Source organism: Solibacillus sp. iso_87 (genome assembly GCF_056173085.1).
Map to the genome: position 1 here is coordinate 3,068,716 of NZ_CM149656.1, position 25,640 is coordinate 3,094,355.

Below are 25,640 nucleotides of genomic sequence, written 5' to 3' on the forward strand. Positions count from 1 at the left end.
TTCCCCCTAATCAAAGTCTTTCGGGCTGATTGCTTGGCGAATATTTTTAATTTCTTCCCATCTCTCTGGGCTGAGACGATAGCCTGTTCCGGGACCGCTGTAATCATTTTCATCATTTACAGCACTCATAACCAGATTATCCTTATTGATAATGGCTGATGTATGAAGATAATCCCCTGCTACTCGCTGCTTCAACATATCGAAAATTCGTTCAGCTGTTTGTCGATAGCCTCTTTTGGCTAATATAAGTGCAATATCAAAACCGGAAATTCCATCTCGTATGATTTGTTCAGCTGATTTTAAGTCTTCTACAACATTTCTTGCTGGCATATCGTCACTGCTATTGGCATAAGTGGCAGCTTCCACTTCTTCCTCAGTGATGGCAGGAAACCCAAGTTCATCAAAAATTGCTTGCATGGATTTGGCCGCCTGATAACGCGCTTCGATCACTGTTTCTTCATCCACTGGCTTTAATCCGCCATCAACCATCAAATCCCGTTGAATGATTAAATAATCATCTAGGTCACTTGAGTCCATATTAGATCCGGCAAACATATCTTCATTGTTTGGTACGGCGCTAAATCCGGCAAAGATAAAGTCCGTTCCCGGTAACATTTGACAAAGCATTTTTGCAGTACGTCGAATTTCTGAATGCGAAAATGTTTGATCGTTTCCAGAGGCTACTTCCAAGTCAAAGATCATTGTGGCTAAGTTTTCAGCTAAAACAGCACGTAGCCCGCTCGGAACCGATGCCGGTATACCGATACAGCTAATAGAGCCATTTTGCAGTCCTTGAACTCCCGCCCCTTTTGCCATCATTACACAGCGAAGTTCCAGATAAAGCATTGATTTCCCTTCTGCTCCAGCCATTTGTACCTCTGAACCTGTTCCTGACGTAAAACGCATTTTAGCACCGCGGGAAGCATATGCAGAAGCTAGAAATGATTTGGACCAAGGTGTATCGTCTCCATCAATGAAAACCGGCTCAGTTCCGTAAATCGAAATGGTCTCAGCATATGAAGTCAGACCAAGCATGGCTAAACGGAGTTCAGTTGCTTCCTCCAATGAATCCTGCGTCAGAATCCCGCCCCTTACCGTTTGCGATCCTACCAGTAAAGCTAATGCATTGAAAGGCGCATACCGAACGACTCCCACCGTTGTTTCCTGCTCGTCAAATCCGTATAATCCTGCTTCTGCAGCGTCCGCAGCCATCAGTACAGGATTATCTCTGACATTTGTTACGTGACATTGATTGGACGGTGTTTTTCTAGCCCGCATCTTTTGCAGAGCCATCATCATTTCTACCACATTCATATGATTGAGCACTTCCAATAATTTTGCAGGTGTCAATCCTTTCGACAGCTCGACAATTTCAGTTCGAGGGACATTGATATCAACAAGTTTCCGTGCAATTTCCAAACTGTCAAGAGCCATCACCTGTTCGGTAATCGTCGCATCAATTGTATAATCTGCAATAAACTGATCGAGCATATCGAAGTCTTCTCTTTTTTTGCCATCCAATTCAATAATCTTTCCATTTTCCAACTTAATCGAAGGTTTTGGATCATTGGGGCTCGCCATGGCCACAAATCCCATTTCCGGCCATTCTTTTACAAATCCATCCTTATTGACGGGTCTATCTTCTAAAATCTCAAACCGTTTTGAACGTTGCATGTAAAATCCCCTACTTTCTATTTATTTCTTGCCTGAAAGGTAGTAAAAAGAACTTCTCTCCTTTTCCGATTTTAATTATTATAATTTTCTGTCATTTAAAAGTCTCTGGATTTTAACGACATTCATTAGCATATTTTTGATGTTCGTGCGAAAGAAAGAGCCGCGTTTATATACGATCATGTCCGAAGAAAGCCTCCCGGAACGAAAATTAATTTTCCATTCAGCAAAAAACCACCCATTTTCTCACGGAGAAAATGGGTGATCTGGTTAACAGTCCGGTCTCTTTAGCCAATTCATTTTATAATCGCCGGACATTTCTAATGATCACTTTACTGTTAGGGAGACTTGGAATGCTCACTTTGCTGTAGCTTAAATCTTGTTCCGGTACATCATAAGTCATTCGGTTTACTAAAAAATGGAGGCTCACTTTCATCACTTCGATTGTTACCCATTCTCCTGCACAACGGTGGCCCAAATAGTGGTCGCCTCCACCTTGCGGAATAAAGCTGAACGGACTGTCATCCCAGTTTTCAAATCGACTCGGCTTAAATACGTCGGGGTTCTCCCAAATAGTCGGGTCATGATTTGTGCCATACAGGTCCAATAACGTTAATGTTCCTTCTTCAAATGTGTAATCGTTCCAAGTAAATTCATCCTTCACTTCCGCAGCGGCAAATGGGAAGAATGGATAAAAGCGGCGCACTTCTTGTACAAACATCTGTGCCAGTTTCCCGTCACTGGATTTCAGTTTTTCACGCTCTTCAGGATAATGATGAACAGCAAGTGCAGAAAAGTTGATGTAAACGGAAATCGCGACGATCGGTCGTAAAATATTGATGACTTCCACAGCGGCTACTTTTGTTTCAAGGAGATTTCCTTCAAGGTTCCGGTGCCAAGAAAATTCAAGCAATGCCGTACCTTCTTCAGGACTTAATTTCTCATCACGTACTTGGTCGATCAACTCGCCTACCCACTTTTCCACCCGGTTTCGCGCATGTCTTCCCGCCCAATGCGATGGACCGACAGCAGTTGCCGACTCGAACATCGCCCGTAAATCGTCCGCAAGTTTCCTGATTTCCTTTTCTTCCACCGGCACACCTGCCCACTCACAGGCAGTACGGCACATGATTTCCAATGTTTCTTCGTACAGTTCGATTTCTTCCATCTGCTGCCACTTGTCCAATGCATTTTCCCATTGTTTCGCATGGATTTCATTCAGTTTTTGAAGTCGTTCGCGGGACATGAGCGACATGAACATTTGTTTACGGTGCTTATGGGCATCGCCATCCAATGTTTGCACACCCTTTTTACCAAACAATGTTTCGGCAACACGGTTTGGTGCAACACCTTCTCTTTTAAATTTGCTGTTGTCGTAAAAAACAGCCGCCGCTTCTTTCCCGCCCATACAGATCGCCTTTTTTCCTAGCAGCCGTGTTTCGAATATATCTGACTGGAAGCTTTGGCGCCTATTTAAAATATACAGATAACCTTCCCTCAAAAGGCTCAGACTGTTGTCAAGCCCTTCTTCCTTCGGTACCGAGTTTGTCATTTCATCCATCTCCTTTATATGAGTAACATTGTTGGTAATCAGTTCCCTGTTTATTCTTCGGAAAAACTTCACGCTAATCTGGAGTATCCAACAAGCAATTTCAATTTTTATTTCCAGTAGTAAAACTCCTGCCACGACAGCTTTTTGGCTACATAAAATGCAATAAAAATACTACCCATCGGAAATATTTTTGTTTAACAACCGCTTGTTTGTGCTATTTACAGTAATAACACTTTTTCTGATGACAGAAAAAAGTTCTACATAAAAAACTTGCTGTGCAGTTTTACTTAAAAAAATGATTTATAAAAATAAAAAGGACGTGGTACATGAATGTTGGAAATCGTGAATTTTTTGAATAAGTATGTTTGGAGTAATGCGTTAGTCTTTTTATTTTTGGCGGTAGGTCTCATTTTTACGCTGAGAACTCGATTTGTTCAAGTACGGCGTTTCAAAGATATGATCACATTGCTGTTTGAGAAAAATAATGACAGTGCCGGGATTTCTTCTTTCCAGGCATTAGCGATGTCATTAGGAAGTCGTATCGGTACAGGTAATATTGTTGGTGTTGCAGCGGCCATCAGCCTCGGTGGTCCTGGTGCAGTTTTCTGGATGTGGGTTATGGGATTTTTAGGTGCAGCCACTTCATTTATTGAAATTACCCTTTCTCAAATTTTCAAGAGTAAAATCGAAGGTGAATATCGCGGCGGAACTCCGTTTTATATTTACAAAGGCCTAAATTTAAAATGGTTTTCAATTATTTCAGCGACAATTTTAATTATCGTTATCGGAATTTTATGGCCGACAGTACAGGCAAACACAATCGCTTTAACGGTTCAGGAATCATTCAATGTTCCTCCACTTGTAACAGGTTTACTGCTTGCTGCATTAATGGCCGTGATCATTTACGGTGGTGTAAAGCGAATTGCCACTGTTTCTGAATATTTAGTTCCGTTTATGGCTTTAGCTTACGTGACAATTTGTATCGCTTTATTAGTCGTTAACATTTCTGAAATTCCGGCGATGTTTTCATTGATTGTAACTAGTGCACTTAACTTGAATGCTACATTTGCAGGTTTAGTCGGAACAGCCATTGCAATGGGTGTACAGCGTGGTGTATTCTCAAGTGCTGCCGGGTTAGGTACGGAAACGTTTGAATCCGGTGCAACGAGTGTTTCTCACCCTGCCAAACAAGGTTTAGTACAGGCGTTTTCTATTTATATTGATACGTTTTTAATCTGTACAGCGACAGCGTTTATGATTTTAATTACAGGTATGTACAATGTTGCGCCAAGTGCTGGCGAGGCCATCGTATCCAATATTCCAGGTGCTAATCCTGAAGTTTATACACAGTCTGCGATGAGTACACTGATTTCTCCGACATTCGGCCAGTACTTTATGACAATTTCATTATTCCTGTTCTGTTTTACTACGTTAATTACGTACTTCTACAAAATGGATACAAATATTGCCTTCATTAAAGAAATGTTGAATATCGGCAAAGCAGGCAAAGTCATTACGCATACTGCCCGCATCTGCCTTCTAGGTATGGTTATTTTCGGTGCAGTGAATTCGGCTACACTAATTTGGGCGATTACCGATTTAGGTGTCGGGATGCTCGGCTGGGTAAACGTTATTACAATTGTACTTCTTTCTAAAACTGCTTTAATAGCACTGAAAGATTACGATACGCAAAAACGCTTGGGGCTTAACCCAACGTTCAACCCGTTAGTGTTAGGGATTAAAAACGCGGACTTCTGGGAAGACCTCGAAGCAAGATCTTCGATACCAAATACCGTTCCTTCAAAAGGAAAAACGGTCGTTGCGAAGAAAGTCCAAGAGCGTCTGCAACCAGTACCGAATCCGTTTTCTGAATAAGTATTAGGCTGACCATCGCCAAATGTATCGGTTATGGTCAGCTTCTATGTTATTGCTTCTAATTCCCCATTTCCATCCTCTATATATGACTCCATTTTACGGACCGACTCCGAGGAGGTTCCTCCTAGTGTACAGAGCTAAAGTAAAATCTTAACCTTATCTACAATTCTGAATGTGTAAACCTTGTTTTAATACTTTGTTTAAAATCACTGTAACTTTTTTATTTTTTTATTTTTTCTAAAATAGTACTTTTTTATCATAACAACAGTGTGTATAATACTAAAGTTGGCATGAAATTATATGGTGTACACTTAAATTATTTTTAAACAATAAAATTCGTCGTATTCCTATAAATTCTGTAATAAATTATGTATTTTAATATTATCAAGAGAGCAGAGGTAACAGGATGAAATGGTTTAAAGATTTAAAAACATCTGTCAAGTTGATCATTACGTTTCTTTTCATGAACATCGTTTTAGGTGCAGTGGGAATAACTGGTTTGATTAATTTGAATAAAATGGAAGAACAAATAGGTATTATGTACGACGAACGTGTTCTACCAATAACTGACCTGGGGACAGTGGAAACAGATTACCAACGCCTTCGTGTCCAGATCCGCGACATGGTCTTCGTTGCGCAAACAGAAGAACAAAAAGATACATTTAATGATATACGGTTGCAGATTATTCAAGATATAAAGAATAATATAGTGGAATACGAAGATGGTGAAATTACTCCGGAAGAACAAGTCATTCTTGATCAATTTCATCCTGAATTCGACGAATATTTGTCTTTATACGAGACAGCCGTTAATTATGCTTACGCAAATAATATTGACAACTATTTAAAAATGGCTCAGGAATTTAATGAATCCGGAAATGCAGTTCAGGGTTATATCAATGAGCTGATCAATCTGAATATCAGTTTAGCTGACGCTACGGATCAAGAGTCAGACGAAATATATAGTTCTTCAAGAACATTTACTATAATACTTATCGGTCTATCTGTTCTAGTCAACATTGGGCTGGGTGCGGTCATTTCCAGACTTATTTCGAAACCATTAAAAGAAGTATCCGAACTGGTTGAGACAGTCGCAAATGGAGATTTAACAGCAAGCACTACAATTCATTCAAAAGATGAAGTTGGTGATTTGGCCCGTTCAGTGAATAAGATGGTAAACAATCTACGTAGGACCGTAGAAGGTATCCTTCAGTCAGCAGAGAGTGTTTCTGCTTCTGCTCAGGAAATATCTGCCACAACCGAGGAAGTGGCTGGCAGTGCATCAACACAGGCAAATGATTCACAAAAAATTAACGAACTGTTTAAAGAGATTGTAAAAGGCGCACATAGTCAGGAACATGATGCGCAAACGATGAGGGAATTGTTCGGAGAGTTAAATACGGCCATTAATGCCGTAGCGGAAAACACGAATGATACAGCCGTATTGACCGAGAAACTTACGACTACAGCCAAAGACGGCAGTAAAGTCGTACAGGAATCAATTCAGGGTATGGAAAGTATCAGTACGCAGATGGCACTCCTCGAAAAAGATGCAGCTCGCATTGATGATATTATTAAAGTAATCGATACAATCGCAAGTCAGACAAACCTGCTTGCATTAAATGCAGCTATTGAAGCAGCACGGGCTGGTGAAAACGGAAAAGGTTTTGCGGTTGTTGCAGACGAAGTACGGAAACTGGCAGAGCAATCCAGCGAAGCCACAAAAGAAATCACTTCTATTATTAAAGGCATCCAGAAAAATACTTCCCTCAGTGCCATTGCAGTAGCTGAAGGTGTAGAAACAACAAAACGTACTGAACAAGCCTTTACACATATCGCAGAAATGATGACACAGGCAAACGAAAAAACAATGGAGATCGCTTCAGCGAGTGCCAAGCAATCTTCCCATTCAGCCAATGTGATGAACTCGATTGAAAGTATTGCCTCTGCAAGCTCTCAGCAATCCGCGCAGTCCAATGATATAATGAACGCGGTACAAAGCATTACTGGCACAAGTGAAGAAGTCGCCGCCGCAAGCGAAGAAACAGCCGCAACAACACAAGCACTGGCAAATTTAGCGGAAGAATTAAACGAGCTGGTTGCCACTTTTAAAACCCATAAATAATAGTACACGATAATCACTTATTAGGACTATTTCTCATTCAACTACAGAGAAATAGTCCAATTTCCTTTTTTTGCGTCAATACGACCCTTTGGCAGAATGACAAAAAGAAGGCGTAGGTTTCAGTTTCCTTTACCTATGTCTTCTTTTTCTGTTATTCAGGAAAATACGGCAATTCGCCGCTCTTTGGAACAGTCAGGTCTTGTAGTTCTGTATACGCAGCAAATGAGTGTGATCCAAATTCTCGACCTAAACCGGATTGCTTCACTCCGGATATGTGGGGTCCCACTATGTATGCTGATTTTCAAGATTTTTAATGCATTATATGTGTATTTTTAAATGAAAGTTTAGTGATCAGCGCTTTCCTGAATATGCCTAAGCACGAAAAGATATATTAATGCATACGTTAACTACAACAATAAAAGAGGTGAAATTTTGAGTCCGACTATTGATTACACATCGCCGCATACACAGTTTACATTCGATGTTAATAAAAACCCATTATTCATTAAAGATCAGCATAATTTTATTAATCTATTGGGCATAAACCAGTTAAATACGCTTGATAATGTATCATTACTCGATATTTATCTCAATGCCAACAATGTCATTGAGCCTCATTACCATCAAAATGCGGCGGAACTTGTCTACTGTATTACGGGAAGTGCGGTTGTTTCGATCTTGAATCCGTTTACGAAACAGCTTATGCATTTCCCGATTACTCCCGGTCAAGTGGCGAACGTTCCTGAAGGGTGGTGGCATTACGAAGTCGCTACGCAAAACAACACGCATCTGCTCGCCATATTCAATGCTCCGACACCGGAAGTCATTTTAGGTTCTGATCTGCTCAAGCTGACACCTTCAAATATTATGGCCCACACATATGGAATGAACGAAAATTTATGGACGCAGGCAGTTGCCCCTGTCAGACCAAATACTTTCATCGGTCCGCCAAATCCGTGGCAACATGCCCAGCCCGGCAACTATGGCGGCGGGTATCAGCAATAATTTTTCTCGGTCAAAGGAATTAAATTACAAAAAACCATTTGCATACTGAGATGGCCATGTTATGATAACTGTGAAATTAAACCAGTATTGGCAGAAGAAAATCTGCTCGTAATTGAATATGAAAACTACTAGGGGCGCCTTTTTGGCTGAGAAGTACCCTTTGCACCTGATCTAGGTAATACTAGCGTAGGAAAGTAGTGTCGACCCCCTATTTTTATTTTTTTGTATAGGCTACGATACCACTTTCTATAGTTGAAAGTGGTTTTTTTGTTGCAAAAAATTATTGTAAAGGAAGGTAGAAATGAATAAAACGAGAAAGCTTACATACTCAGCGATTATCGCAGCGATTACAACGATTCTCAGCAGTATGGTGTATATTCCATTAGGTTTTGCCAAAATATTTCCGATTCAGCACTTTGCCAATGTCGTATCGGCTGTACTGCTCGGTCCATGGTATGCGGTATTACAGGCGTTTCTTACGTCGACGTTGAGAAACTTGATGGGGACAGGTAGTTTATTCGCTTATCCGGGAAGTATGATTGGTGCACTTCTCGCCGCGTTTCTATTTGCGAAAACGAAGAAGTTATCGTTTGCAGCGGTAGGTGAAGTGATCGGCACAGGGTTGCTCGGTGCGATGGCTACTTATCCGATTGCCATTTTATTTTTAGGACAAGAAGCGGCGCTGTTCGGTTTTGTCCCGGCATTTATGATGAGTTCGTTTGCAGGAGCGCTTTTAGGCTATGGTTTGCTGAAGATCATGGTAAGAAACAGGGCATTTGGCGGGATGCTTTATCAGAATGCCGGGTGAGTGAATGATCTGAGATGGTATAGTTTGTCAGAGGGTTTTATAGAATAGTTGAGGCGGTTATTAGAACTGAACTCAGGACCGGATTTTATGAGAGTTTTTTGCACTGGCATATCGTTTTTATTAGAAGATTTCAGACTATATTAGAACAACTAAGCCCTTTATTAGAAAACGAGCGCCGGGTCTATCGCGCCACACCAATTGATACACCCGACGCAAAGTTTAATTAGGTAGATTTAACTGCCACGATACGCCAAAACGGTCATTTAGCCAGCCGAACTTTTTACTGAAACCGTAATCACCGAGTGGCATTAGCGGATGACCACCTTCAAGCAATTTTTCATAAAGTTCGTCGATTTCTTCTTCCGTATCACATGTAATAAAAATAGAGAATGACGGCGTGAAGTCAAATTCATGTTTTAAATTACTGTCAATGCACATATATTCCTGTCCTTTTATCGAAAAAGTAGCTTGCATGACTGTTCCTTCGTCTCCGCCTTCATTTGCACCATAGCGGACAATGCTCGTAATTTTCGTATCTGCCATAATGGATGTATAGAATTTCATCGCTTCTTCTGCAACGCCGCCTTGGAACATTAAAAATGGTTTTGCACTTTTCATCGTTACCTTCCCCCTTCTTTCACTAAAATCAAGTATTTCGCGAACTTTCCTTCCCACAATTTAAAGGGCATCACCTCGTTCCGGAGATGCTTTTTTGATCATGTTTCATTCTGCGTACTCTAACCTTGATAGCTCACTTTTCCTGTCTCCACTAATTCCTTCAGCCCCATGAACATTAAATTCCACCCTTGTTCCGTACCTTCTCGCATTTCGTCTAGGGCTTTTACGGTATCAGCATCTGTCCAATTCTCTTCGTTCTCAACATGGATCAATTGGGTAAACGTCCTTTCACAGCCTTGCCCCATTTCCTTCAGCTCCACTGTAATCGTATCTGCCAGCTCGCTGAATTGCGGCATTTTAAAAGTGAACACGATTTTTTTAGAAGGATCGATTTCAAAGTACTCTCCGATTGCTCGGTAGTCCACTCCCTTTCTGTGGTCTACGATTTCCCAAGTCCCCCCTACTTTCGGGTCATTTTGTGCGACCTTGTTCGTTCCTTCTAATGTAAAGAACCACTTTTTCATCATGAAAGGATTCAGCCATGCATCAAACACTTTTTCAGGCTTTACATTAAATTCTCTTTTCATCGTTAAATTTGTCGTTGAGATATTGTTCATCAATATTCTCCTTTTGGGTACTCTGTTATTAGTTTATTAATAACCTATTTACAAGAATATTTAAACCAATTGCTCCAATATTCTTCCCCATATAAAATAGTCTCCTGCGAGAAAACCCTCACAGGAGACTTGCTTCATCAATTATTCTCCGAAAACGACATGCCACTCAGCGCGGCCTGCTAAAAATTCTTCAGCCAATGCTTTTGCGCCTTCTAAGCTATGGCTTGCCGCCCAGCCGCATTGTACTTCATTACATGCTGGTACTGACTCTGCCTTCAGCACATCTTTCAACGTATTTTCAATAATCGTTAATACTCCGTCATAGTCATTGTAGTTCAGTAATGCCAGGTAAAAGCCTGTTTGGCAGCCCATTGGCGATAAATCAACGACATCCTCACTATGATTGCGGATACGATCTGCCATTAAGTGCTCTAAAGAGTGTAATGACGGCATTTCCATATGTGCCTTGTTCGGCTGTTTAAAACGGATATCGTATTTTGTTACGACGTCGCCTTTCGCTCCTGTTTTTGTACCGGCAAGTCGTACGTATGGTGCCACTACTTTCGTATGGTCTAAATCAAAGCTCTCTACATTTGTTTTCTCTGTTGGCATGTTGAATCCCCCTAGTTAGATAAATTGCATAGATTTTATAAATTGTTGAATCCGTTCGTTGTTGTTCGCTGTAAAGAAGTTTTCGGTTACACCGTCATAGCCGATTTCGCCGTTTTCCAGAAATAAAATCCGGTCCGCCACTTCACGCGCGAAATTTAGGTTATGCGTTACGATAATCATCGACTTGCCTTCCTCCGCCAAATCCTTCAGCACCTTCAGCACTTCCCCCTCAAGCTCGGGATCCAGTGCACTCGTCGGCTCATCGAACAGTAAAAACTGCGGCTCCATTGCCAATGCTCTTGCAATGGCGACACGCTGCTGCTGCCCGCCGGATAGTTGCGAAGGATACTGATCTGTTTTATGACTCAGGCCAACCTTCTTCAATAATTGCTGCGCCTTTTGTCTTGCAGCCGCTTTATCTTTCCTTAAAACGGTAACCGGCCCTTCCATCACATTTTCAAGCACCTTCATATGCGGAAACAGATTAAAGCTTTGGAATACCATCGCCGAATTTTGACGAATTGAAAGTAGGTTCTTTTGAGAGATCGGCTTGTTCAGTTCAACTGTCTGGTTGCCGACTGTCAAAATTCCTTTTTCAGGTCGCTCCAATAAATTGATACAGCGTAACAGCGTTGACTTCCCTGAACCGGATGGACCTAAAATAACTGTTGTTTCGCCTTCATGAAATGTTAAATTGATATTTTTCAATGCCTCGTTCTCGCCAAAGAACTTCGACATTTGCTGAAATTGTACGATAATAAGCCCTCCCTTCTAGCGCTTCACTTGACACTCTTATACATACTTCGATGCGTACTTTTCCAGGCGGCCTTGAATGACCATCAATATACTAATAAAGATTAAATAGATGACCGCACAAAGTGAATAAATCATTAGCGGCTCATATGTACGTGCGGTAATTTGCTGCCCGACCATGAATAAGTCCGCCAGTGTGATACTCGCAACTAAGGATGTGCCTTTCACTAAATCGATAAAATCATTGGCTACTGAAGGCAATGAAATTCGGACAGTCTGCGGTGCGATAACTCGTCGCATCATTTGCCAATACGTCATACCGAGAGATTCTGCTGCTTCCCATTGTCCTTTTGGGATGGCCAAAATCGAAGCTCGAATCGATTCAGATGCATAGGCGCCCGTATTCAGAGAGAATGTAATAATAGCCGCTGTCCATGCATCAAGAGTAATCCCCAATTTCGGAAGACCGAAGAATACGATAAACAATGTCACCAATAATGGTGTTCCACGAAATACCCAGACGTAAGTACCGAAAATCCAGCGTAATACTTTATAGTTTGAGATTCTAGCCAGTGCCGTCACGACTGCGATGACTAATGCTATGGCAAAGGCAATGAGCGATAGCGGAATGGTAACAAGAAGTCCTGCTTTTAAAATCGGCCAGATCGAGTTAAGTAAAATATCCATTTCTCTACTCATCCACTAACACTCCTTTCTATAGTTAAATCCACGTAAAAAAGGCCGTCGAAACGACCTTTCCATTAGTTGTTTGAAATAACATTTTCACCGAAATATTTTTCCGAAATTGCTTCGAATGTACCGTCTTCTGTACGTTCTTTAATAATTTCATTTAACTTCTCACGGAATTCATCGTTTTCTTTATTTAAGATTAATGCGATATCAGTTGAATTGATCGCACCGTCCAGGACTTTCAACTTCGTGTCTGGCTGTTCCTGCAAGTATGTCAGGAATGTCACGCGGTCATGGATTGTTCCATCTGCGCGGCCTTGTACAACAAGCTCGATTGAACTCATTAAATCATTTGTAGCAACAACTTCTGCACCAAGCGCTTCTGCATCCCGGGCAAAGTTACTTGTAATTGTTTGTGAAGATTTTTTGCCGTCCATGTCAGCCGGCTCTTTAATTTCTGTGTTATCTGTATGTACAGCAACTACCGCTTCTGATTTCATATATGGGGTTGAGAAGTCGTACTTTTCTTTACGCTCATCTGTAATCGATACGTTGTTAATAACGAAATCGTATTTATCTGTATCTAAACCTGCAATTAAAGAATCCCATTTTGTTTCAACATATTCCGCTTCAACACCAAGGTCTTTTGCGATTTGATCAGCAATCTCATATTCAAAGCCTGTTAATGCTCCTGATTCATCATGGAAGCTAAATGGAGGGAATGTTCCTTCAAGACCGATTTGGATTTTTCCGTCTGCCTGGATTTCCTCTAATTTATTTTTTGCCTCGCTTGCGTTTTCTTCCGATTTGTCACCACCACATGCTGCTAAAACAAGCGCTGATAATGTAACAATTGATAGTAATTTTTTCATGCTAAATGCCTCCACTGTTAATTCCTAGTTATTTAATAAGCTTTATATTATAACAGGGTAATAATAAAAACAATCTTTATTTTCTGAACAATGTTTAAATTTAGAACTATTAGTTAATAAAAGCTAGAAAATGTGCAAAATGCAGAAAAAAAGTGTCAATTTCCCCAAATGGAAAATTGACACTAACTTTATAATTGCATGCCAGTCCATTGCCAAAAAGTAAAGTAGAACAGCATGATGATGAATATATAAAGGGGCATTAAAATGGCGCTAATCTTTATGAGGTTCCGATAATGCTGCCCGCCCTGATGTTGAAGGGATGAAGAAGGCCGATGTAAACAATACCGTACTTAGCCCGAGCACGACATTCTCTTTTTTGTTTGATTTACTTAAGATGAACAGTGTTAGTCGCTCGGCAAGTCCAGCTCTTTTAACGGCCTCCCCGATAATAAACGCGCCGATCATGAGCCACACGACTTTCTCAAATAATGAGTTGTACAATAAATCAGGTTCTGCCGCATTCATTAAAATAATAAATGCAATGAGGGCCATCGCCACCCACCCTGCTGTTCTTTACCCGTGGATCAAGGTGTTCCGTTACAATAGATTCTACCGCCATCAAATCTCCCCCGCCGTTCACATGGATGATTTGCTTGTTTTCGTCCAAAAACCGAATGCCCAATGCTTGTGCCATCCCTGCACCTCCGTCCGATGTACCTGAATCTCCGCAGCCAATCTTAAACGAACAATCGTCTTTACGAACCCTTCACCACCATCAATCATTGGCATTACTTCCAAATCAACGGTCGGGTCAAATCGTCTTACCCCACGCTCCATTGCTAACGCGACATCCTCTGCGTCCAAACATTCCTTAAACCCCGATGGTACGATTACAATTTTCATTTCAACATCCCTCCAAAATTTATTAGTTGTAAATGTACCATCCCAAAATTAGAAAATACTGAGAACTGTATTAAATTACGATGATAGAACGGAGAGTGCTTTTTTTAATAGAAAATGGCGCTGTTCCTTCTTGCAGGAACGCGCCATTTTGGTCAATCTACTATTCTTCATAAATCATTTTCTTCGTCATTCCGCCATCGATTGTCAGATCTGTCCCGGTAATAAAGTTATTTTCCGGGTTCGCTAAATACAGACAGGCGCGGGCAATATCATCCGGTTTGCCAACACGGTTTGAAAAATGCTGGTTATGGTCGGACGGTCTGAGGGCATTGTAATCCCCTGTTTCAATCCAGCCCGGCGAGATGCTGTTCACTGTAATATTAAGCTCACTGAACGAACTCGCCAATGCATGTGTCAGGGCAAGGATTCCGCCTTTTGTTGCGGCATAGCTTTCTGAATTCGGTTCGGACATGACTGCACGTGTTGAAGCAAGATTGATGATCGCTCCGCCACTGTTCATCCGTTTTGCCGCTTCACGCGAACATAAAAAGACACTGCGCAAATTCGTATTGATGATGTCATTCCAGTCGTCAAGCGATAATTCCAGCGGCGAAATCCATTTCCCTTTTCCTGCATTATTGATCAAAATATGGATCTCGCCAAAACGGGTTGCTACCATTTCCATCAATTGACGTACACTCTCTTCACTGCGCACATCTGTCTCTGCAAAGATTGCGGAGTACCCTTCTTTTTGGAGTTCCCCAGCCAGCTGGACACCTAAGTCATGTTCGATATCTGCGATGACAACATTTGCACCGGCTTTTGCAAAATGAGTTGCTACGGAGCGCCCGATTCCTTGCGCTGCCCCTGTTACGATAACAGTTTTGTTTGGAAACATTTGTTGAATTCCTCCTTTGTAAATTGCTTAGTAAGAGTGTAACTGAAATGGGTTGAGATTTCGTGTTTGAGGTTGTGCCGGGGCGGGGTTTATTAGAAGATCTTAGTTAGTCGGGCGCTTTTTTTCCTGTTGACTGTGGGGTGGGATTTTATTAGAAAAGTTTGGGAACATATTAGAAGTGTTGTATTGGATATTAGAACATTGACGGGGTTTATTTGAATATTTAGAGCACTTATTAGAAAAAATAGGATTTATATTAAACTTCTCACTTTTATTAGAACAATTTTGGGATATTAGAACAATGGAGAGCTTTATTAGAAAATCAGCCTCTCTGCAATCGAGACCGCACATCTAGTAGAACGAGTAATTGCCTCACTTTCATGCTATAATAGATGGAGCGGATCATTGCTAGTAAGGCAATGACAAAGGAGACAAAATAATGAGTCAACAAAATCAAGAATCAGCACAACAATTACCTGAAAATTTCAGTGAATTAAAGAAGGCCGTAAATCGTACAGCAGACTGGGAAGCACGTTTAGAAGCAGTTCAGGAGTTAGCGAAAATCAAAGCGGATGAATCGATTAAAATTTTGCAATATGTTGCGAAAGCGGATTTAGTAACAAAAGTTCGTGATGCTGCGGCAAAACAGTTAAAGAAAATGGGTCATCAAGTGGAACAGTCGGAAGCACCTAAAGGCGAATTGTTCAAAGACCTGCGCAAAATTTTCAAACGTATTAAGAAGAGTTTGCCTGCGGACCACACGTACGAAAACTTCAAAGTAAAATTGGAAAAAATGCGTATCGATATTTACAACACATATGAAGGCGAAAAAGGCGCACAGTTTGACGCTTGGCTTAAGGATATGTGGGAAACAACGACAACTCGAAAATAATTACAATGAACACGGATTAATTTCCGTGTTCTTTTTGTTTTAGTTTATTATATAAAAATAGCGCTCTCCTTATTGGAAAGCGCCATTACGAAACTATTAATAATCTCTTTGAGCATCTGTTTCATGGGGACTATCAAATACTTGTCTATCAATATATTTGTGGAAGAACCATTCCCCTAAACCGATCACTACAGCCGAAACAATGGCTGCTGCTACAATATTATCGTTGTTTTCAGAATAGCTTTGTGCCATAAAGTAAATAACAATCGCTGCTAGAAGTACATCTGATAATGTAGCGATGATATTTCTTTTATCCTGCTCTGCGTGAGTACCCGCATTTTGGAAAATCCCTAAGTCCCCTACAACATAAGCTAAAAGTGTTAACACTAAACTGATTACTAATGTGTCGCTAAATGCGAAATCAAAAAATCCTGCAAGAATAATACCTAAAACTGCCGCAATCATCACAAATTTAATAACTATAGCTTTCAAATGATTCATATAGAACTCCTCCTTCAAATTTGTTATACAGCATTAATACCCAACTCATATATTTTTACTCATTTTAAGAGAAAATTATTATATATTTTTTTAATTTAAATTAATATTTTGGAATAAACTTCATCATTCGCAAGTATATCTTTTAAAAGAATGGAAAAAATAGATGAGGTGAACATAGTGGGAATTTTTGATGGTTTGATGGGCAATGCAAGTGAATTGAAGGCAGAAGATATCCAAAAAGAGGTTGCCGAAATTATTACGAGTAATGAAGTAGTCGAGCATGCTTATAAAGTGATACGAGATACATTTATCTTCACAAACAAACGCTTGATCCTCGTTGATAAACAAGGAATGACTGGGAAAAAAACGGAGTACATGTCCATTCCGTACAAAAGCATTACAAATTTTTCGATCGAAACAGCCGGAACTTTCGATTTAGATGCAGAGTTGAAAATTTGGATTTCCGGCAATAGCGTCCCTCTTCAAAAGAAGGTTAACAAAGCGACGAATATTTATGCTGTGCAGCGCGTTTTGGCAGAAAATATTTTGTCTTCATAACAATTAAAACGAACGATTTTGAATGCTCCTTTTCCGGAGAATCCGAATCGTTCGTTTTTTGTTTCTTTTATATTTTGTGATTTATGATATGGTAGAAGCAATACGGATATTAGAAGATTTTCCGTTATATTAAAACATGTCTAGAGTTTATTAGAACTTCCGCCGCACATATTTGAACATCGGAAACACTTATTAGAAGTTCGTACATATATATTAGAAAATCACATTTTATTAGAACAATTTATAGTTTATGAGAACATTGAGCCGCGATATTAGAACTTCTCTACGAAAGCGAGGAACCCTTCATGCAAATCGAACTTGATACAAATACGAAAAAATGGATGCAGTCAAAAGGCAAGCCTGTTTCCGTAAAAACTATATCTGTTAACGCTTGCTGCGCACCTCCTATCCAGGAATTGATGACCCATTTAGGAAAGCCGAAAGACGTGCATAACTATAATGAAATTAAAATCGATAACCTGTCTGTTTACGTTGAGAAGCACCTTTCAAATAATGAAAAAATGACATTGAAGCTTACAGGCATCGGCATTTTCAAAATGATATCGGCTAAATTAGGTTAATACGCGACCCCCACGCGCGCTTTTATAAATTCATCGCTTTGCAATAAACTATAGGCAAAGTCAGCTGTATCCGGAACTGAAATTTGACTGCCATCTAGCGGCAGAAAGTCTCGCTCTGTCCGGTAGTTCCCAAGCCGTTCACCGTCAGGCAAATATGTAGGGCAGACAATTGTCCAATCAAGTCCCGACTGCTCCAACAATTCGTACACTTTATGGTGTTCTTCAGCAGCACGGGTTAGTTTCCGCTTTGATTCACTTGACTGGTAGCGCAACAGTTCAGAGCTTACCCGACTTTGCAGGATACCGGCAGTACCGATAGTGATGATTCGTTTAATGCCTTCCTTTTTCATCGCATCGATAATTAGCGGCATGCTATCAGTTAGAGTCGTTCCCCCATCCGTATTCAATGCACTTATCACCACATCCGCCCCATGCATCGCCTGCTCAATATCTTCCTTACTAAGCACATTGCCTTGAACAACCGTTAAATTGTTATGCTGGATTTGGATTTTCTCCGGTGTACGAACGAGTATCGTTACATGATGATCGTCCTGAAGTGCTGTCTTAATTAAGTGACTTCCAACCCGGCCAGTTCCGCCTAAAATTAATAAATTCATTTGTAAAACCTTCTTTCCTAAAAAATGATAAGCCTAAACAAATAAACAGTCGGCCCCGGATTACAGGTCCCAACTGTCTGAATAGAAATTATCCCTCAATATAATTCGCTTCCAAGCCGCGCGCTACTTCCTTTGTTTTATCCATTACTGCCGGGTGTGACACCGCAACATACAGCTCGTTCTCGTAAAAACGGAACGGTATTTCCAGACCTTCTATATGCCACATGAAGAAGTAGCCGTTAATTTTCATATTAACGCCGTCTTGTGTAACACTGTAGTAATCTCTATATTCGAAATCCGGTTTTGCCGCAAAGAAGTTTTGGCATTCCTGCAGGCTGAGCGTTGGATTGCCTGCTTGGTCATGACGTGTAATTTTATATCTTGTATTCATTCGTGTATTCATTAAAAAGATCTCCTTTAAAAACCATCTATCGTTTCATTATAGTTGGTTGGCAACGTTAAGGCAAAAGACTGGATTTTAGATCGTTCAAAGCTCTCCCTTTACCTTGTATCATAATTTATGTTCACTTTAAGTTCATTTAAATCCTTATCAATTTTAGAAATTAATATATGTAACTCTTCATTTTCAGAAGGGGTAAAGGTTTCGCCACTGCGTTCCCTTAAAATCACCGCTTGATTAATGAGTCTTAAACACGTTTTAATCAACGCCAAATCCTTTTCGATCGCCTCTTTACTTATGTCTATTTCGCCCATTTATAACACTCCCTTCCATAAATTATATAACAGGAAGCATAAAAATACTCCCCTTTATTCTATATACATAAAGGAGAGTATTTCTTGTTATTTTATTCCCAAATAGCCGATGCCCACTCGGGGTGATCGATAAATGGATTGCGGTTGTGCTGGTAATCTGTATAAATAATTTCATTTCTGTTCCGTTCGAAATTGTCGACCGGGTCTTGTTTATGCCATTGAAGCAATACCGAAAGTTTCCCGTGGTAAGGCGCCGAGCCGTTGTTCACTTTATTATTTAATTCCAAATCCACTTCCCCGCTGTCCCCTTCATAGCGAACCGCCATATAAAACAGCATCCGGGCAACATCACCTTTTACGCTGTCTCTCGGTTCCCATGAATCCGAGTCATAGTAGTTTCCGGCTGCTTCTGAATGCTCGTTCCCGCCGTTGTCAAAATCAAGATTGCTTCTTGTACCATTGACGCTGACATCGGTTGGACGCAAATGATGCAAGTCTGTTCCTGCACCCATTGACGTGCCGAACCCGCCATGGGATTTTGCCCAAACATGCTCGCGGTTCCAGTCATTCGCATTCCCGCCGTTTGTCAATTTGCTTTGGGATCGGCCAGTATAAAGAAGAATGACATTATTCGGATTGTTCGGATCTTCATCTGTTTTGCGCAGAGCTGTCCAAACATTGGCATATGATATTTCTGTATGGTCATCAATAATATTATGCAAAGCGGTTTTTAAAGCGACACCCGTTTTTCCAATAGCCGCATCGTAATAGTTTCCAGTTGATGGGTTTGGTTCCGGTGTTGGATCAGGAGTTGTTGGATTTCCTTCCTGTAACGTAAATGCAGTGCCATTTTTTAACCCAGGATGAGAAAAGTAAGCTGACAATGTTCCCGTTATTTTAATACTTGTCCCCATTAATGAAGGATTGGATTTCAAACCGTAAGAAGAGCGGAAAGAAGTTGGTATTTGTACATAGATTATTTTAGCGGTATTCGTTTCGTTCACACTGTCCGCTATGGCCAATGCATAGTCATTCGGAAAACTTTTAGTAAGGACTGTCGTTGTTGATGTAGGCTGTCCTACGATATAACCTTGAACTGTTTTTACGGAGTTATTTTGATTGCTGATTGCCTGAGATACCGAGTAAGGTGCAGAATATGATCCGTCCCCGGAAGCTGCATTCGTGACAGTAAATTGAAGAGGCTGAATTAAAACGAAAACAATTAGTACCCATGAAAACAGTAGACGTACATTTCGATTTTTAACCATTTTTCTCCTCCTAGACATTCGATTTATGGTCAATCAGCAAAGGCTAACCAACTCCCTTTTATATTATCATAAAGTTGTTAATATTCTGTAAAATTTTGACGCAAAATGGTTAAATGAATAATTTACTTGTTAAGAATGTGATTGAATCAGTAATGCGACCGAAAAAAACCTTCCAGTCAAATTTGAGATGGAAGGTTCATTTTTCATTTATATTTCTTTAATAACGCTTCAGGAATATGGCAGTAATCATCTGGACATCTTGTTAATCGGTCCTGATGCTCTTCCGCGCTTCTCACATAGTTTGTCAGAGACAGAACTTCAACTACAATCTGGTCAGCATCCGGTCTTGCTTTAATGAATGCTTTTGCTTCAATCAAGTGCGCTTCGTTTTCACTGTACACACCTGTTCGGTATTTCTCACCGACATCTTCACCTTGTTTGTTCACACTGTACGGATCGATAATTTCTAAGAAGTACCCCATTAGTTCCTGCATCGATACAACATTCGGATCAAATTCGGTTTTGACACATTCGGCATATCCATCATAATCTCCGTCCAAAGTGTTTGTCGTTCCGTTCGCTCTTCCCGCTTCAGTAAATGTTACACCAGGCAATGTTTTTATAAACGCCTGTACACCCCATAAACAGCCGCCTGCAAAATATACGGTTTCCATCTCGGTCACTCCCCTATGTAAACTTTTGTGAAACGTATGACGTTCATTACTCTCTACTATTAGTATACCATTTCAAGGTAAATATTTTTAGACTACTCTTTTTCTATTTCCATACTATACTGAAATATACAAAACGAAAGGGGTGTGTCCTATGAAAGATCAAACAGATGTCCTGGATCGAGGTCCTTTTTTTCATGGCACGAAAGCTGAACTACGAATTGGAGATTTGTTAGAGCCTCAGCACTTATCGAATTACCAAGATAAGAAATCGAATTATATTTATTTCACGGCAACATTGGAAGCTGCAAAATGGGGTGCTGAGTTGGCAAGATCAACAGCAAAAGAGAGGATTTATATTGTGGAACCATTAGGTGAATTTGAAAATGATCCGAACGTTACCGACAAAAGATTCCCCGGAAACCCAACACGCTCTTATCGTTCGAAATCTCCTTTGAAGATTGTAGCCGAACTAGGTTCATGGGAGCGTCATTCCGATGATGTCATCAATCATATGCTTGCGTCTTTAAAGAAGTTAAGTGATGAAGGGAAAAATGTTATTTACGATTAAGACGGTAAAAAGCCAGGTACACCAGGAATCTTATGTGTACCTGGCTTTGGTTTACCTATTTTCTCGGTGTTGACCCGTCAATAACTTATTTCGTAATGCTTCATCACTTGCATAAATGTACAGCCCTTTAATGCCGCGCTTCATTAGAATATAACACAACACTTTTCCCTACGCCCGCTTCACCTTCAATAACCAACAAACTGCCGTACTCTTCAGGAATGGCACTTACTTGTTTCTCACAAAACTCGAGTACCTTTTCTTTCAGTTCAAGCTGCTCGATCGAGAGTTCTTTAAACGGCGACAATTTAAAAATGTCTTTGTTTTCGATGACATGCAGTTCATGATCAACCAGGTTTTGCTCGTGCAGCTTCTGCCAGATTTCTTTAAACAACTGCTGATCGTAATACGGTTTGTCGTAATAATTGTGCGTAAAATCGCTCGCCGTTTTACTTTTGTTTTGCAATGTATACTTTTCATCACCAAGAAAATAATTGATCAGCTTCGTTTCTAAATGAAATGTTGCCGAACGGTTGAATTTTTCATGCTTGATGAGATTAATCTGACTGACATTTTTACGGGCACTTAAATGAGCTTTCATCCGGCTTTTAAAATACACCGTCTCCCCAATGTAAGCTTCTTTATTGCCATTTAACACGTAGATGACCGGGTAGTTCAGATAGTGTTCGTTGTTACTAATTTGGTTGATGCTTTCTTGCTTGAACAGCCAGGACATTATTTCGATTGCTGACATAATGCCACCTTCTTTGTTTTGAATCATTGCTAATTATTATTTACATATTAGCATAAAGAATGTTCATAAATCCCTCGTAAACCGACACTTCGGAAAGCCCTGACAGCCATAAAATAAGCCTCGCTTACCATTGCGCATTACCAAGTTATTGCCGCATTTCGGACAAGTAGCATCCTTAGAAACACTAGCAGGCTCAACAATTACCGGTCCGGCAATTAGAGGCTCCGCCTTCAACTTACTCACTTTTTTCTTAGCGGGTTTGGCGATCTCTTTTACATGCTCCAGATGGCGCTTTTTAATTTCCTTCTTTTGCTGTTTCGTTTCAGGAATGAGTGTGTGGAGCATCTGAGAAATCCGGCTAAGTTGTTCGCCTGAAATTTCCTGTGTTGTATATTGTTTAATTGTTCGTTTTAAATGCTTTGTTTGAATAACATGTGCTTGTTGAAAAGGTTCCTTGAATTTAAATGTTGCTGCATTCGAAAAAACGATAATTGAATGTATTGGCACATTCAGATTTATGTAATTTTGCAATGCTTTAATATGCGTGTTATTTTGCATGACTGGATTATAGAATCGCGATTTTTTCTTATAAATTGTTTGAGTCCAGTTTCTTTGATCTTCACTACCAAAAATCCAACCCGTATAATTTTTCGTTTCGATTACGAAAATGCCATTCGGCGAAAGTAAAACATGATCGACCTGCGTCATTTCCCCATTCTTTTTCGGGACATACAGATCATTAAAAATCTTGACTTCCTCCCCTAAACTTTCCAGTATTTTGCGAATACGCCGCTCCCCTACATATCCTTTCAGCTGTGGTAAATAAGCATTAGAAACTAGTGAAGTTATAACAATAAAACCGAGTGCTACATAAGTGTTCACCTTTAACAAAATTACTAATACCAATATGTATGAAAGTAAACCGAAAACTAACATTTCCTTCCCCCTTAAAAATCCTACTCTTTGTAATTAGACACACATCATATTATCCATTTTTTACAACAAAATCAACAAATCATTGCAAACAAAAAGCCGGTCCGTACAAATCATGTACGAACCGGCTTCTGTCACCTGTCTATAATACTTTACTTAAAAACGATTTTGTTCTTTCTTCTTGTGGTGATTCAAACAACGCTATTGGGTCGTTTTCTTCAACGATGTAACCGCCATCCATAAAAATAACACGGTCCGCCACTTCTTTTGCAAAGCCCATTTCATGTGTTACGACGATCATCGTCATACCTTCTCTTGCCAAGTCTTTCATAACATCAAGAACATCCCCAACCATTTCAGGGTCAAGTGCACTCGTTGGCTCATCAAATAACATGATTTTCGGTTGCATAGCAAGTGCACGGGCAATCGCCACACGCTGTTGTTGTCCACCTGATAATTCAGAAGGATACGCATTGGCTTTCTCTACTAAACCAACTTTTTTCAACAGTTCCATTGCCCGCTCCTTGGCCTGGTCTTTCGTTAAACCTTTTAATTTTAGCGGAGCATATGTGATATTTTGCAATACGGTTTTGTGCGGAAATAAATTAAACTGTTGGAAAACCATCCCTACTTCTTGTCTAATTTGATTTAAGTTTGCATTTTTAGCGGAAATCGCATGACCGTTTACAATGACATCACCGCCTGAAATCTCTTCAAGGCGATTCAAGCAACGTAAAAAGGTACTTTTTCCTGAACCCGATGGCCCAATAACACAGACAACTTCTTTTTCTTTAATTTCTGTAGAAATATCTTTTAAAACTTCTAGTATCCCAAATGATTTTTTAAGATTTTTCACGGTAATAATGCTCATCGCAGGGCCATTCTCCTTTCGAGGTAATTACTTAACAATGTTAACGCATATAAAATCACAAAGTAGATTGCTCCGACAGTTAACCAAATTTCAAACGCAGCAAAAGTAGCAGAAGCCTGTATGTCCCCTTTTTGAGTTAAATCGGCTATACCGATAACAGATAATAGCGATGTATCTTTCAAACTAATAATCGCTTGGTTCGTAAAAGTAGGAAGCATTCTTCTAAGTGCTTGTGGCATAATAATGTCCTTCATCGTCTGAGCCCCGGAAAGGCCAAGTGAACGTGCTGCTTCTGTTTGTCCTTTATCAATTGACTGAATTCCAGCACGGATAATTTCAGAAAAATAAGCGCCGGCATTCAATGAAATCGCAAGGATTCCGGCTGTAATATTATCCATCGGAATGAACTTTGTTACACCGAAGTAGATGAAGAATAATTGTACAATGATTGGTGTACAACGGATGATATTAACAAAGACTTTTGCAATGATATTTAAAATTGTTAAAGGTGCTAAACGGAACAATGCTACGACAAGACCGACAGCAAACCCTAATACAATAGCAATAACAAAGATGTAAAGGGTCATCTTTAACCCTTCCAGCAAGTAAGGTAACGCAGCGATTGCTACTTCCATATATATTTCACTCCTCTTAAAAATAAGCACGCTATACGCGTGCTTACCGTTTTATTCAGCTAAATAATTGTCTAGAATTTCTTGGTATTTTCCGCTTTCTTTTAAGTTTTCTAGACCAGTATTAATTTTCTCAAGAATCTCTTCGTTTTTACCTTTTAATACGCCAATTCCGTATTTGTCATCATTTAAACGGTCACCAACAATTTTTAATGGTAAATCTTGCTGTGCGATTGCATATGAGATAACTGGGTAATCTTCAAATAATGCTACAGAATTTCCGTTTTGTACTTCTAGGAACATTGATGGGCTATCATCAAATTGAACCATTTCAAATCCAATTTCTTGTGCAATCGAAGTCGCATAGTTTGCGCCAACTGTTCCTTTTTTAACTGCTACACGTTGCCCTTTTAGATCTTCTACAGATTGAATATCTGTATTTGCTTCACTAACAATAAGTGACACACCTGCATCGAAGTACGGCTCAGTGAAGTCAACGACATTTTTACGTTCTTCCGTGATACTCATTCCACCCATAGCTACGTCTAATTGCCCTGCTTGTAGTGCCGGAATAATTCCCTTGAAGTCCATTGCTTTTAATTCCACTTCAAAACCTTGATCTTCACCAATTGCTTCGATTAATTCCACATCAATCCCAACATATTTACCATCTTTTTCGAATTCAAATGGTGGGTATGTAACATCAATACCTACTGTATAAACTTCTTTGCCTGAATCAGTTGATGTTGATTTTTTTTCTGTTTCTTCTCCACCGCACGCTCCTAATAACAATGCTGGTACGAGTAATAGACTTGCTAATAGATTCTTTTTCATGAATTTTCCCCTTTATTCTATATTTAGATATTTCTAAATTCAGTTTATTATTAAAAAACTTCCATTACAAGCTTTTTCGTCCTTTTTTCCTTCTTTATATCATTATTTTGTTATTTTAGGATATTTTCCTGCTATAAAATTCCATTTGTCAGAAAATTGATTCTATTAATTAAAAATAATTATCATTTTTTACCAATTTATTAAGTGATATGGCCGTCATAGAGAGAAAGATGCTACGAAAACCAAC

The 25,640-nt window shown here is 39.9% G+C and carries 31 protein-coding genes and 1 riboswitch; of the genes, 8 read left to right on the forward strand and 23 right to left on the reverse strand.

Going from position 1 to position 25,640, the window contains the following annotated elements; translation table 11 throughout:
* Positions 1-6: 6 nt before the first annotated feature.
* Positions 7-1,674, reverse strand: a complete 1,668-nt coding sequence (locus AC0VXV_RS15715; RefSeq protein ID WP_475529116.1) for a propanediol/glycerol family dehydratase large subunit — start codon at positions 1,672-1,674, stop codon at positions 7-9.
* Between the two features lie 298 nt (positions 1,675-1,972).
* Positions 1,973-3,223, reverse strand: coding sequence for a cytochrome P450 (locus AC0VXV_RS15720; RefSeq protein ID WP_475529117.1), 1,251 nt, complete (start codon positions 3,221-3,223; stop codon positions 1,973-1,975).
* A 330-nt stretch (positions 3,224-3,553) separates the two neighbouring features.
* Between AC0VXV_RS15720 and AC0VXV_RS15725 the strand changes: the two genes are divergently transcribed.
* The 4 genes from AC0VXV_RS15725 (at position 3,554) to thiW (ending at position 9,036) form a co-directional block, all read left to right on the forward strand.
* Positions 3,554-5,098 (forward strand): alanine/glycine:cation symporter family protein, encoded by a 1,545-nt coding sequence (locus AC0VXV_RS15725; protein WP_475529119.1) that lies wholly within the window; start codon positions 3,554-3,556, stop codon positions 5,096-5,098.
* A gap of 406 nt (positions 5,099-5,504) precedes the next feature.
* Positions 5,505-7,223, forward strand: coding sequence for a methyl-accepting chemotaxis protein (locus tag AC0VXV_RS15730; protein WP_475529120.1), 1,719 nt, complete (start codon positions 5,505-5,507; stop codon positions 7,221-7,223).
* A 432-nt stretch (positions 7,224-7,655) separates the two neighbouring features.
* Entirely contained in the window at positions 7,656-8,228 is a 573-nt protein-coding gene (locus tag AC0VXV_RS15735; RefSeq protein ID WP_475529121.1) for a cupin domain-containing protein, read from the forward strand.
* A 120-nt stretch (positions 8,229-8,348) separates the two neighbouring features.
* A riboswitch (TPP riboswitch) is annotated at positions 8,349-8,438 on the forward strand.
* 91 nt (positions 8,439-8,529) lie between these two features.
* Positions 8,530-9,036, forward strand: coding sequence for an energy coupling factor transporter S component ThiW (gene thiW, locus AC0VXV_RS15740; protein WP_475529122.1), 507 nt, complete (start codon positions 8,530-8,532; stop codon positions 9,034-9,036).
* 219 nt (positions 9,037-9,255) lie between these two features.
* Here the strand turns inward: thiW and AC0VXV_RS15745 are convergent, their stop codons facing one another.
* The 10 genes from AC0VXV_RS15745 to AC0VXV_RS15790 form a co-directional block, all read right to left on the reverse strand.
* Positions 9,256-9,654 carry a VOC family protein gene (locus AC0VXV_RS15745; RefSeq protein WP_475529123.1) on the reverse strand — a complete coding sequence of 133 codons (399 nt, stop codon included), beginning with the start codon at positions 9,652-9,654 and terminating at the stop codon, positions 9,256-9,258.
* Between the two features lie 119 nt (positions 9,655-9,773).
* A complete protein-coding gene (locus AC0VXV_RS15750; protein WP_475529124.1) occupies positions 9,774-10,271 on the reverse strand; it encodes an SRPBCC family protein in 498 nt (165 codons plus the stop codon).
* A gap of 141 nt (positions 10,272-10,412) precedes the next feature.
* Positions 10,413-10,883 carry an S-ribosylhomocysteine lyase gene (locus AC0VXV_RS15755; RefSeq protein WP_475529125.1) on the reverse strand — a complete coding sequence of 157 codons (471 nt, stop codon included), beginning with the start codon at positions 10,881-10,883 and terminating at the stop codon, positions 10,413-10,415.
* Positions 10,884-10,898: 15 nt separating this feature from the next.
* On the reverse strand, positions 10,899-11,639 hold the full coding sequence (locus AC0VXV_RS15760) for an amino acid ABC transporter ATP-binding protein (RefSeq protein ID WP_475531477.1): 741 nt from the start codon (positions 11,637-11,639) through the stop codon (positions 10,899-10,901).
* A gap of 36 nt (positions 11,640-11,675) precedes the next feature.
* Positions 11,676-12,335, reverse strand: a complete 660-nt coding sequence (locus tag AC0VXV_RS15765; protein WP_475529126.1) for an amino acid ABC transporter permease — start codon at positions 12,333-12,335, stop codon at positions 11,676-11,678.
* Positions 12,336-12,397: 62 nt separating this feature from the next.
* A complete protein-coding gene (locus tag AC0VXV_RS15770; RefSeq protein WP_079524307.1) occupies positions 12,398-13,198 on the reverse strand; it encodes a transporter substrate-binding domain-containing protein in 801 nt (266 codons plus the stop codon).
* A gap of 270 nt (positions 13,199-13,468) precedes the next feature.
* Entirely contained in the window at positions 13,469-13,750 is a 282-nt protein-coding gene (locus tag AC0VXV_RS15775) for an SLC13 family permease (RefSeq protein ID WP_475529127.1), read from the reverse strand.
* A complete protein-coding gene (locus AC0VXV_RS15780) occupies positions 13,704-13,892 on the reverse strand; it encodes a glycerate kinase (protein WP_475529128.1) in 189 nt (62 codons plus the stop codon). Before AC0VXV_RS15780 ends, AC0VXV_RS15775 begins: the two co-directional genes overlap by 47 nt.
* Positions 13,835-14,101 (reverse strand): glycerate kinase, encoded by a 267-nt coding sequence (locus AC0VXV_RS15785; protein WP_475529129.1) that lies wholly within the window; start codon positions 14,099-14,101, stop codon positions 13,835-13,837. The genes AC0VXV_RS15780 and AC0VXV_RS15785 overlap by 58 nt, the downstream gene beginning before the upstream one ends.
* 160 nt (positions 14,102-14,261) lie before the next feature.
* A complete protein-coding gene (locus tag AC0VXV_RS15790; RefSeq protein WP_475529130.1) occupies positions 14,262-14,999 on the reverse strand; it encodes an SDR family NAD(P)-dependent oxidoreductase in 738 nt (245 codons plus the stop codon).
* Between the two features lie 439 nt (positions 15,000-15,438).
* On the opposite strand from AC0VXV_RS15790, the gene AC0VXV_RS15795 reads away from it, so the two are divergent.
* Positions 15,439-15,891 (forward strand): HEAT repeat domain-containing protein, encoded by a 453-nt coding sequence (locus AC0VXV_RS15795; RefSeq protein WP_475529132.1) that lies wholly within the window; start codon positions 15,439-15,441, stop codon positions 15,889-15,891.
* 96 nt (positions 15,892-15,987) lie between these two features.
* On the opposite strand, the gene AC0VXV_RS15800 is transcribed toward AC0VXV_RS15795, so the two are convergent.
* Complete coding sequence (locus AC0VXV_RS15800; protein ID WP_475529133.1) at positions 15,988-16,392, reverse strand: DUF2512 family protein; 405 nt, start codon at positions 16,390-16,392, stop codon at positions 15,988-15,990.
* Between the two features lie 177 nt (positions 16,393-16,569).
* Between AC0VXV_RS15800 and AC0VXV_RS15805 the strand changes: the two genes are divergently transcribed.
* On the forward strand, positions 16,570-16,950 hold the full coding sequence (locus AC0VXV_RS15805) for a PH domain-containing protein (protein WP_475529134.1): 381 nt from the start codon (positions 16,570-16,572) through the stop codon (positions 16,948-16,950).
* A gap of 305 nt (positions 16,951-17,255) precedes the next feature.
* The gene (locus AC0VXV_RS15810) at positions 17,256-17,531 is read left to right on the forward strand and encodes a CC/Se motif family (seleno)protein (protein WP_475529135.1); all 276 of its coding nucleotides are present in this window, start codon (positions 17,256-17,258) and stop codon (positions 17,529-17,531) included.
* On the opposite strand, the gene AC0VXV_RS15815 is transcribed toward AC0VXV_RS15810, so the two are convergent.
* The 5 genes from AC0VXV_RS15815 to AC0VXV_RS15835 all read right to left on the reverse strand — a co-directional run bounded on the left by AC0VXV_RS15815 (position 17,528) and on the right by AC0VXV_RS15835 (position 20,804).
* A complete protein-coding gene (locus AC0VXV_RS15815) occupies positions 17,528-18,148 on the reverse strand; it encodes an NAD(P)-dependent oxidoreductase (protein ID WP_475529137.1) in 621 nt (206 codons plus the stop codon). The genes AC0VXV_RS15810 and AC0VXV_RS15815 overlap by 4 nt on opposite strands.
* Before the next feature lie 88 nt (positions 18,149-18,236).
* A complete protein-coding gene (locus tag AC0VXV_RS15820) occupies positions 18,237-18,551 on the reverse strand; it encodes an excinuclease (protein WP_475529138.1) in 315 nt (104 codons plus the stop codon).
* Between the two features lie 98 nt (positions 18,552-18,649).
* Positions 18,650-18,862: a phosphoglycerate mutase gene (locus AC0VXV_RS15825; RefSeq protein ID WP_339195772.1), complete on the reverse strand. Its 213-nt coding sequence runs from the start codon at positions 18,860-18,862 to the stop codon at positions 18,650-18,652.
* Positions 18,863-18,954: 92 nt separating this feature from the next.
* Positions 18,955-20,130 carry an endonuclease gene (locus AC0VXV_RS15830; protein WP_475529139.1) on the reverse strand — a complete coding sequence of 392 codons (1,176 nt, stop codon included), beginning with the start codon at positions 20,128-20,130 and terminating at the stop codon, positions 18,955-18,957.
* A 203-nt stretch (positions 20,131-20,333) separates the two neighbouring features.
* A complete protein-coding gene (locus AC0VXV_RS15835) occupies positions 20,334-20,804 on the reverse strand; it encodes a peptide-methionine (S)-S-oxide reductase (protein ID WP_475529140.1) in 471 nt (156 codons plus the stop codon).
* Between the two features lie 151 nt (positions 20,805-20,955).
* Between AC0VXV_RS15835 and arr the strand changes: the two genes are divergently transcribed.
* Positions 20,956-21,372 (forward strand): NAD(+)--rifampin ADP-ribosyltransferase, encoded by a 417-nt coding sequence (arr, locus tag AC0VXV_RS15840; protein ID WP_475529141.1) that lies wholly within the window; start codon positions 20,956-20,958, stop codon positions 21,370-21,372.
* A 127-nt stretch (positions 21,373-21,499) separates the two neighbouring features.
* Here arr and AC0VXV_RS15845 read toward each other — a convergent pair whose 3' ends face one another.
* From AC0VXV_RS15845 to AC0VXV_RS15865, 5 genes are all read right to left on the reverse strand, one after another.
* On the reverse strand, positions 21,500-22,123 hold the full coding sequence (locus AC0VXV_RS15845; protein ID WP_475529142.1) for a GIY-YIG nuclease family protein: 624 nt from the start codon (positions 22,121-22,123) through the stop codon (positions 21,500-21,502).
* 63 nt (positions 22,124-22,186) lie between these two features.
* Positions 22,187-23,059: an NERD domain-containing protein gene (locus tag AC0VXV_RS15850; RefSeq protein WP_475529143.1), complete on the reverse strand. Its 873-nt coding sequence runs from the start codon at positions 23,057-23,059 to the stop codon at positions 22,187-22,189.
* A 139-nt stretch (positions 23,060-23,198) separates the two neighbouring features.
* A complete protein-coding gene (locus AC0VXV_RS15855; RefSeq protein WP_475529144.1) occupies positions 23,199-23,927 on the reverse strand; it encodes an amino acid ABC transporter ATP-binding protein in 729 nt (242 codons plus the stop codon).
* Positions 23,924-24,562 carry an amino acid ABC transporter permease gene (locus AC0VXV_RS15860; protein WP_475529145.1) on the reverse strand — a complete coding sequence of 213 codons (639 nt, stop codon included), beginning with the start codon at positions 24,560-24,562 and terminating at the stop codon, positions 23,924-23,926. The genes AC0VXV_RS15855 and AC0VXV_RS15860 overlap by 4 nt, the downstream gene beginning before the upstream one ends.
* A 51-nt stretch (positions 24,563-24,613) precedes the next feature.
* Positions 24,614-25,393 carry a transporter substrate-binding domain-containing protein gene (locus AC0VXV_RS15865; RefSeq protein ID WP_475529146.1) on the reverse strand — a complete coding sequence of 260 codons (780 nt, stop codon included), beginning with the start codon at positions 25,391-25,393 and terminating at the stop codon, positions 24,614-24,616.
* Positions 25,394-25,640: the final 247 nt, after the last annotated feature.

Bases quoted from the DNA above. Each gene is read 5' to 3' on its own strand.
- AC0VXV_RS15715 (WP_475529116.1), bottom strand. From the start codon at position 1,674: ATGCAACGTTCAAAACGGTTTGAGATTTTAGAAGATAGACCCGTCAAT.
- AC0VXV_RS15720 (WP_475529117.1), bottom strand. From the start codon at position 3,223: ATGACAAACTCGGTACCGAAGGAAGAAGGGCTTGACAACAGTCTGAGC.
- AC0VXV_RS15725 (WP_475529119.1), top strand. From the start codon at position 3,554: ATGTTGGAAATCGTGAATTTTTTGAATAAGTATGTTTGGAGTAATGCG.
- AC0VXV_RS15730 (WP_475529120.1), top strand. From the start codon at position 5,505: ATGAAATGGTTTAAAGATTTAAAAACATCTGTCAAGTTGATCATTACG.
- thiW (WP_475529122.1), top strand. From the start codon at position 8,530: ATGAATAAAACGAGAAAGCTTACATACTCAGCGATTATCGCAGCGATT.
- AC0VXV_RS15745 (WP_475529123.1), bottom strand. From the start codon at position 9,654: ATGAAAAGTGCAAAACCATTTTTAATGTTCCAAGGCGGCGTTGCAGAA.
- AC0VXV_RS15750 (WP_475529124.1), bottom strand. From the start codon at position 10,271: ATGAACAATATCTCAACGACAAATTTAACGATGAAAAGAGAATTTAAT.
- AC0VXV_RS15755 (WP_475529125.1), bottom strand. From the start codon at position 10,883: ATGCCAACAGAGAAAACAAATGTAGAGAGCTTTGATTTAGACCATACG.
- AC0VXV_RS15765 (WP_475529126.1), bottom strand. From the start codon at position 12,335: ATGAGTAGAGAAATGGATATTTTACTTAACTCGATCTGGCCGATTTTA.
- AC0VXV_RS15770 (WP_079524307.1), bottom strand. From the start codon at position 13,198: ATGAAAAAATTACTATCAATTGTTACATTATCAGCGCTTGTTTTAGCA.
- AC0VXV_RS15775 (WP_475529127.1), bottom strand. From the start codon at position 13,750: ATGGCCCTCATTGCATTTATTATTTTAATGAATGCGGCAGAACCTGAT.
- AC0VXV_RS15780 (WP_475529128.1), bottom strand. From the start codon at position 13,892: ATGGCACAAGCATTGGGCATTCGGTTTTTGGACGAAAACAAGCAAATC.
- AC0VXV_RS15785 (WP_475529129.1), bottom strand. From the start codon at position 14,101: ATGAAAATTGTAATCGTACCATCGGGGTTTAAGGAATGTTTGGACGCA.
- AC0VXV_RS15790 (WP_475529130.1), bottom strand. From the start codon at position 14,999: ATGTTTCCAAACAAAACTGTTATCGTAACAGGGGCAGCGCAAGGAATC.
- AC0VXV_RS15795 (WP_475529132.1), top strand. From the start codon at position 15,439: ATGAGTCAACAAAATCAAGAATCAGCACAACAATTACCTGAAAATTTC.
- AC0VXV_RS15800 (WP_475529133.1), bottom strand. From the start codon at position 16,392: ATGAATCATTTGAAAGCTATAGTTATTAAATTTGTGATGATTGCGGCA.
- AC0VXV_RS15810 (WP_475529135.1), top strand. From the start codon at position 17,256: ATGCAAATCGAACTTGATACAAATACGAAAAAATGGATGCAGTCAAAA.
- AC0VXV_RS15815 (WP_475529137.1), bottom strand. From the start codon at position 18,148: ATGAATTTATTAATTTTAGGCGGAACTGGCCGGGTTGGAAGTCACTTA.
- AC0VXV_RS15820 (WP_475529138.1), bottom strand. From the start codon at position 18,551: ATGAATACACGAATGAATACAAGATATAAAATTACACGTCATGACCAA.
- AC0VXV_RS15825 (WP_339195772.1), bottom strand. From the start codon at position 18,862: ATGGGCGAAATAGACATAAGTAAAGAGGCGATCGAAAAGGATTTGGCG.
- AC0VXV_RS15830 (WP_475529139.1), bottom strand. From the start codon at position 20,130: ATGGTTAAAAATCGAAATGTACGTCTACTGTTTTCATGGGTACTAATT.
- AC0VXV_RS15835 (WP_475529140.1), bottom strand. From the start codon at position 20,804: ATGGAAACCGTATATTTTGCAGGCGGCTGTTTATGGGGTGTACAGGCG.
- arr (WP_475529141.1), top strand. From the start codon at position 20,956: ATGAAAGATCAAACAGATGTCCTGGATCGAGGTCCTTTTTTTCATGGC.
- AC0VXV_RS15845 (WP_475529142.1), bottom strand. From the start codon at position 22,123: ATGTCAGCAATCGAAATAATGTCCTGGCTGTTCAAGCAAGAAAGCATC.
- AC0VXV_RS15850 (WP_475529143.1), bottom strand. From the start codon at position 23,059: ATGTTAGTTTTCGGTTTACTTTCATACATATTGGTATTAGTAATTTTG.
- AC0VXV_RS15855 (WP_475529144.1), bottom strand. From the start codon at position 23,927: ATGAGCATTATTACCGTGAAAAATCTTAAAAAATCATTTGGGATACTA.
- AC0VXV_RS15860 (WP_475529145.1), bottom strand. From the start codon at position 24,562: ATGGAAGTAGCAATCGCTGCGTTACCTTACTTGCTGGAAGGGTTAAAG.
- AC0VXV_RS15865 (WP_475529146.1), bottom strand. From the start codon at position 25,393: ATGAAAAAGAATCTATTAGCAAGTCTATTACTCGTACCAGCATTGTTA.